This is a genomic window from Acinetobacter sp. UBA3132, assembly GCF_002364825.1.
Lineage (GTDB): Bacteria > Pseudomonadota > Gammaproteobacteria > Pseudomonadales > Moraxellaceae > Acinetobacter > Acinetobacter schindleri.
In genome coordinates, this window is sequence record NZ_DEZM01000186.1 from 481 (window position 1) to 6,717 (window position 6,237).

Consider the following 6,237-nt stretch of genomic DNA (forward strand, 5'->3'; position numbering starts at 1 on the left):
CGCTCTTCCGATCTGTTCGCCTGCACCTTCACCACGAGAACCACGTTGACTTTCACTACGTGATTCGCCAGCACTACGACCTTGTTCTGCACCACCACGGCCGCCTTGACCTTGCTGCATTTCAGGTTGTGGACGTTCTACACCCAGCACCTTGAACATACCGTTGCGCCACCAGTCATAAGACCAGTACAGTCCGGTACACGCCAGGATCAGGTAAAAAATCACGACCCAGGTTCCAACAACCGCGTGCAGATCCCAGATAAAGTTACGACCTTTCAGTTGCGGCTTCACAGCTAGCCACTGCTTCACTGAATGGCGTTTTGGCCAGCGTAGGTAAAGACCCGACAAGACAAAGAAAATCAGCATCAGGGCACAGGCACCTGTGATCTGCTTGCCGACAGGCCCAATGGTTAAATAGCGGTGTAGCTGCTGTATGAACTGGAAGAACTCACGGCCTTTGATTTCAGGTAGTACTTCAGCCGTATACGGGTTGACCATCATGTTGTAGCCACGACGAGCACCTTCTTTGGCAATATTAACCGTACTGGATCCTGTTGGAGTGGCATCCAGGCTCACGCTGTTGATCTGCATTTCAGGATTTTGCTGCTTAAAGTGCTGATACAGCTCAGCCGGGCTGAGTTTCGGTCCGGATTGTGCCTGTACGGTATAACTGTCCGTATTGATCCATTTCAGGATCTGTTGTTCATAGGAATATATCGCCCCGGTAACGCCCATAATTGACAGGACCAGACCGGCAGTAATTCCAAGAAACCAGTGGATCTGGAAAAAGGTTTTTTTAAACATGGTCGTTGGATGAAAATACGAATATTAGAAAATGGTCTGATTATAAAGGAATATCGCAATAGAATGATGGATTTTGCGGATAATATTTATTCTCATTATCGTTTACAGTTATGAATACAAAAAAACCTCCGTACCCAGGTAGGAGGTTTTTTAATGAAAGTTCGTATCAGATTTCTTTCGGTTCGCCTACTTCTTCACGTAAATGCTTGCGAATGGTTTCGAACGAGAAATTTTTGCTATCCAGGCGTTTTGGCAGGATATAAGCACCTTGCTGACCTTTAACTTTGAAATTAACCAGCATGAATTCAGGTGTATTGTACCATTCATAGATGTCTTTCCAGCCAATCGCACCTACACCTTCTTGTAGACCCATTTTCTGACGCATCACGATCCCGTGAGGTTGTACACCCAGACGAATACCTTTAATTTCCTGAACTGGAAATTCGTTCATCTTGCGCTTTACATACCATTCCAGACCAAAAGTACGGATCAGGTAGTACAGCACCACACACACCAGTGCCACCCAGCAAAAAATCGTAGAATAGTTCTTGAGCATGATAATGCCCAGAATAGAAAGTGCCACAACTGCACCCATGATCAGCCAGGCTTTCATGCCAATTTTATTGGTACTGCGCCAGATCATTAGCTGAGCATGACGTTGTTCCTGTTCTGTCACTTCATAGTTCACAGGCTGTAGGGTATAAGCGTATAAATTTTTCGCGGTCATAGTGAAATTTACAAATTTAAAACTGCAAAAAGTTTAGCATTATTTGTACCAATTCAGTGAGTATATTGTTCCAAAATCAGTCAAATTATAATGAGGCTAATTCGGTTGCCTGTTCATCACGTTCATGGCTTAAACTTTGCTTTAACTGACTGAGTTGATTCAAGATACTGAACATTAGGGACAGTTGCTGCAAAATGATCAGGGATTTCTGGTCTTCATCCTGCTGGTGTGACAGGCGTTGACGAATATTGTGGATCATATTCTGTGCACTGAGATCGGGCACTTCATCGGCCAGCAATGCACCACGAATGTCTTCAAGCGCCTGATCTAGCAGGCTTAAAATTTCCTGATTCTCGATTTTCTCACGATGTGCACCCAGCGCAGCAATATAGCTGATCAGGGTATGATTCAGACAAAGAAATTCGAAAGCCTGGCTCTTTTGCAAAGGATCAAAATCGGGCTCAGTCGCCAAGGTCGAAATCAGGGAGGCAACTTCAGCATCGGTATTATGTGCAGCGCGACGCACGATCCGGTAACGCAGACCATTGTTACGCCCAGTTTTATACTGTTCAATCACTTCGCTAAGATAATCGACCTCAGCATTTAAAGAACGTTTGATTGAACGCGGCAGACGGCGGAATTTCCAGTCAGGGAAGATAAAGCTCACCCCGAACCAGGCAATCGCACAGCCAATGAGGGTATCAATCATCCGTGGCAATGCTGCGGAAAAGCCCACACCATCCAGGTTAAAGTTAATCAAAGCCAGAATGGTGATGAAGGCTGTAGCTTGCGCATACTGCTTGCTGCGTAATTCAAAGAACAGCACGCCACTCAGGATCAGAAGCAGTAATTGACCTTCGATTGAAGGGACAAAATACAGAACGGCAAAGCCCAGGCTAATCCCAATCAATGTGCCGACTATCCGCAGACGTAAGCGGCGCTTGGTGGCGTTAAAGTTGGGCTGACTCACGAACAGGGCAGTCAGCAGAATCCAGTATCCATATTCGATATTGGTCAGCTGTACAAAGATATAAGAAATCAGCAGTACAATCGACAAACGCACCGCATGACGGAACAGCACGGATTCCGGGGTCAGATGCTGTTTGATCCGGATCCGGATATCTTCCCAGCCTTTTAAGTCGTCATCTTTGAGCTGGTTTTCAATATGTTTGGCACGCTCGAACTTAATATTGCGTTCGGTTTCCAGATTACGTAACTGGGCATCAATCGACTTTAAGTTCTGATACAGAGAAAACAGTGCATTGATCCAGACTTCATCATACTGCTGTTCCTGACGTAACTTATCCAGTGAATAGCGCAGATTCTTAAAGGCATGCTTAAACCGCGAATTATGCTGGTAGGTTTTACGCTGAAGGATACTTTCGCTCAGGTCCTTACAGGCTTTGCCCTGAATCGACAAAATGCGCTGAAAGCGGAACAGAATATCGCTATGCTCAAAAATCTTTGCCAGTTTCTGATAATCAATATGGGCTGAGTCCGCCCGCTCATGAATGTCTTGGGCAATAAAATAATATTGCAGGCTGCGACGGGTGTCTTTCTGTCCTCGATCTCCCTTGAGTCGGGTCAGTAAAGCAGCTTTCATATCATTAAAAATCGCAATTAATTTGCCATTTTCAAGTGAAAGTTCAATCATGCTTTGCTGATAACTATTCGACGTCATATCGACATCAAATAGATTCGATTTGGCATAAAGAAAGTTACCGAGCGATGAATAGCACTTGGCCAAATTGTCTTGTGCCAGACGGGCAGGGAACAGCAGGAAACTAATTGTAGATAACAGGCCATACCACATGGCACCGATAACCAGCAGGCCTGCCTGGGTGTACCAGTTATCAAATAATTCTACCCCGAGCATGGAATAGACCGAGATCACCAGACAGCCATATGAAATCGTAGCATAACGCCGTCCCAGCGAGCCGAGCAGAATTAAGCCAATACAGGACACGATGAGTGCCAAGGCGAACAGGATCGGGTACGGAAATAATAGATAAACGGCAGAGGCTGTAATAAAGAAGCCAATATAAGTATAGAGGAGATTCAGAATCCGGACCGAGAAGCGGTCGTCAATATCGCTTAAACCTGCTGCCACCACACCCAAGGTCAGTGGAATGGTCATTAACTGCTGACCCATCAGATAAGGCACAAAGGCAGTTCCTGCAAAGGCAATGATCATCCGCAGATTATACATAAAGGTCGTATTGCCGGTGGTTTGCTTGAAACGAGTGAGCCAGGATTTCAAGATTCGTCCTTCTATACCACTGTCTTTAGATAAAGACTTAATAAGTGTGTAAAAATTTAGCAATAAAAATAAGTAAATTTGCTTCACAAATCATACTATGCCCTGTGTAAACTTGTCTGCACAGCGCTCATTTAAATTCTAAATATTATTATGTCGACAACAACGACCAATAAAAACTATGCCATGTCCTGGATCATATTACTGGCATCCCTCACTGCACTTGGCCCGCTTTCTATTGATATGTATCTGTCGGCATTGCCACAAATGGCTGATGATTTTGGTGTCACTACCCAGCAGGTGGCAAACAGTTTGCCCGCCTATTTTCTGGGGCTGGCGATCGGGCAGCTGGTCTATGGTCCGGTCAGTGACCGTATCGGACGTAAACCGCCATTGTACTTTGGTTTAGCTTTATATGTAGTGGCAAGTCTGCTCTGTGTATTTGCCCAGAATGAATGGAGTCTAATTGCCGCACGGGTGCTGCAAGCCTTAGGCGGATGTGTCGGTGTGGTAATTGCCCGGGCTGCGATCCGTGATCGTCTGGATATGCATTCAGCGGCTCAGGCTTTTGCCAGCATGATGATTGTCAGTACGATTGCTCCAATTCTAGCGCCGAGTATGGGAGCTTGGGTATTGCTGGTATTTGAATGGAATATGATTTTTGTATTGCTGATGCTATTTGGTCTGGTGATTCTGGCGTGTGTACATTTTTTCTTTAAAGAAACCCTGGAGCCAGAACGCCGTTTAAAACTGAATTTTACCCAGGTCATGAGCCTGTATCAGGCAATTTTTCAGGATGAAAGTTTCAGAAAGCCAATGTTTGCTGGTTGTTTTTCCAGTGCAGTCCTGTTCTGTTATATCACCTCATCTTCAGCGATTCTGATGGATCATTTTCATTTAAGTGAGCAGCAGTTTGCCTATGTCTTTGGTGGCAATGCAGTCGGGATTATGCTGTTTTCCACCCTGAATAAAAAGCTGGCGCATCGGTTTGGTATTTTAAGTCGTTTAAGAATCGGAACGACCTTACAACTTGGTGGCGTAATTGCTTTGTTGGTGCTGGGAATAATTGAGACTGAATCTCTAATTCTGGTCATTATGGCCATGTTTATGGTGGTAGCATCCATTGGTTTTACCGGGCCAAATGCTATGGCAATTGCGATGTCTGAGCAAGGTGCACGTGCCGGAACTGCCAGTGCCATTATGGGCAGCATGCAGTTTGCCTGTGGTCTGCTTGGCGGGATTCTGCTGAACTTTATGTGGTGGAATGCTTTATTTAATATGGCGCTGGTAATGGCGATCTTTGTTGGGATTGCGGCAGCGACCATTTACCGTCTGCGGCTGCCGTCACCTAAAGGGGATTAAACGTAGGGACGGCATAACTGCTCAAGATAAGCTTACAAGTTCAGGCGATTAATCATTTAAAAAGACAGCAAAGTCCTCAACCGGCACACGTGGTGTAATGAAAGTATTTACAATATCCTCCGGATCTGCATAGCCGAGTGCCATGCCGCAGACCAGTTCTTCATCTTCGGGGGCACCCACCACGTCTAGCACAATAGGATGAAAATGGTTCCAGGCTGCCTGCGGGCAAGTATCTAATCCACGTGCTTTAGCTGCCAGCATCACGTTCTGGATCATCATAGAAATATCCATTTTCGAGCCAATGCCTAATGATTTGTGTACAGTAAAAAATAAACCTACTGGGGCATCAAACAGCTGGAAATTACGCAACTGCTGGCGTGCCATTTTCTCTTTTTCGCCTTTCTGAATATTCAGCAAACCATACAGTCCCCAGCCATTTTCACGGCGACGGTCAATAAAAGGTGAAAGCCATTGTTCAGGATAATAAGAGAAAGTTTCTTTGTATTGCTCAGCCAGTTTTGGATTCTGATAAATTTCCATTTGTGCCTGACATACTTTCTCGACCAGTTCATCGCGTTTTTTACCTGTAAGTACATAGACTTTCCAGGGCTGGGTATTGGTACCGGAAGGTGCGCGACTGGCAACCGTTAAAATATCTTTCAAGGTATTTTGATCTACAGGAGTATTCAGAAAAGCACGAACTGAATGACGGGAAGTGATGGTTTGATCCACAGCATTGACGATTGTTTGATCCATATGAATTGTTATTTCCTTGATGATAAGTTCTGACTATAAACTAAACAAATGATAGTAGCTGATGCGATGAAGTAAGTTCATCCATAAGTAAAGGTTAAACTAAAAATATTGGTTTTTAGGAATTGATCAATACTTCATATCTCTAAAACATGCAGCTGCACCTCTTATTCTCGGCTAAATCCAATATTAGCTATCTATAAATTAATTTTTTCTTAAATATCTTGTGATTAAGATAAATAAAACTTTAATAAAAATGTTGTATAAGCAATATAGACTACAATAATCCTAATAAAATAGATCGAAGCTTCAATGAATCTCCATTAAATATGCG

5 protein-coding genes are annotated in these 6,237 nt (G+C 44.1%); 1 reads left to right on the top strand and 4 read right to left on the bottom strand.

Annotated features, from left to right (window positions below; genetic code table 11):
- From B4033_RS09995 to yccS, 3 genes are all read right to left on the bottom strand, one after another.
- A partial coding sequence (locus tag B4033_RS09995; protein WP_286833580.1) for a PepSY-associated TM helix domain-containing protein occupies positions 1–804 on the bottom strand: 804 nt, incomplete at its 3' end.
- Between the two features lie 166 nt (positions 805–970).
- A complete protein-coding gene (locus B4033_RS10000) occupies positions 971–1,531 on the bottom strand; it encodes a YcxB family protein (protein WP_004814787.1) in 561 nt (186 codons plus the stop codon).
- Positions 1,532–1,616: 85 nt separating this feature from the next.
- Positions 1,617–3,791: a YccS family putative transporter gene (gene yccS, locus B4033_RS10005; RefSeq protein ID WP_286833581.1), complete on the bottom strand. Its 2,175-nt coding sequence runs from the start codon at positions 3,789–3,791 to the stop codon at positions 1,617–1,619.
- 150 nt (positions 3,792–3,941) lie between these two features.
- Between yccS and B4033_RS10010 the strand changes: the two genes are divergently transcribed.
- A complete protein-coding gene (locus B4033_RS10010; protein WP_286833583.1) occupies positions 3,942–5,150 on the top strand; it encodes a multidrug effflux MFS transporter in 1,209 nt (402 codons plus the stop codon).
- Between the two features lie 48 nt (positions 5,151–5,198).
- On the opposite strand, the gene B4033_RS10015 is transcribed toward B4033_RS10010, so the two are convergent.
- Complete coding sequence (locus B4033_RS10015; protein WP_048882375.1) at positions 5,199–5,906, bottom strand: nitroreductase; 708 nt, start codon at positions 5,904–5,906, stop codon at positions 5,199–5,201.
- Between the last annotated feature and the right edge of the window lie 331 nt (positions 5,907–6,237).

Bases quoted from the DNA above. Each gene is read 5' to 3' on its own strand.
- B4033_RS10010 (WP_286833583.1), top strand. From the start codon at position 3,942: ATGTCGACAACAACGACCAATAAAAACTATGCCATGTCCTGGATCATA.
- B4033_RS10000 (WP_004814787.1), bottom strand. From the start codon at position 1,531: ATGACCGCGAAAAATTTATACGCTTATACCCTACAGCCTGTGAACTAT.
- B4033_RS10015 (WP_048882375.1), bottom strand. From the start codon at position 5,906: ATGGATCAAACAATCGTCAATGCTGTGGATCAAACCATCACTTCCCGT.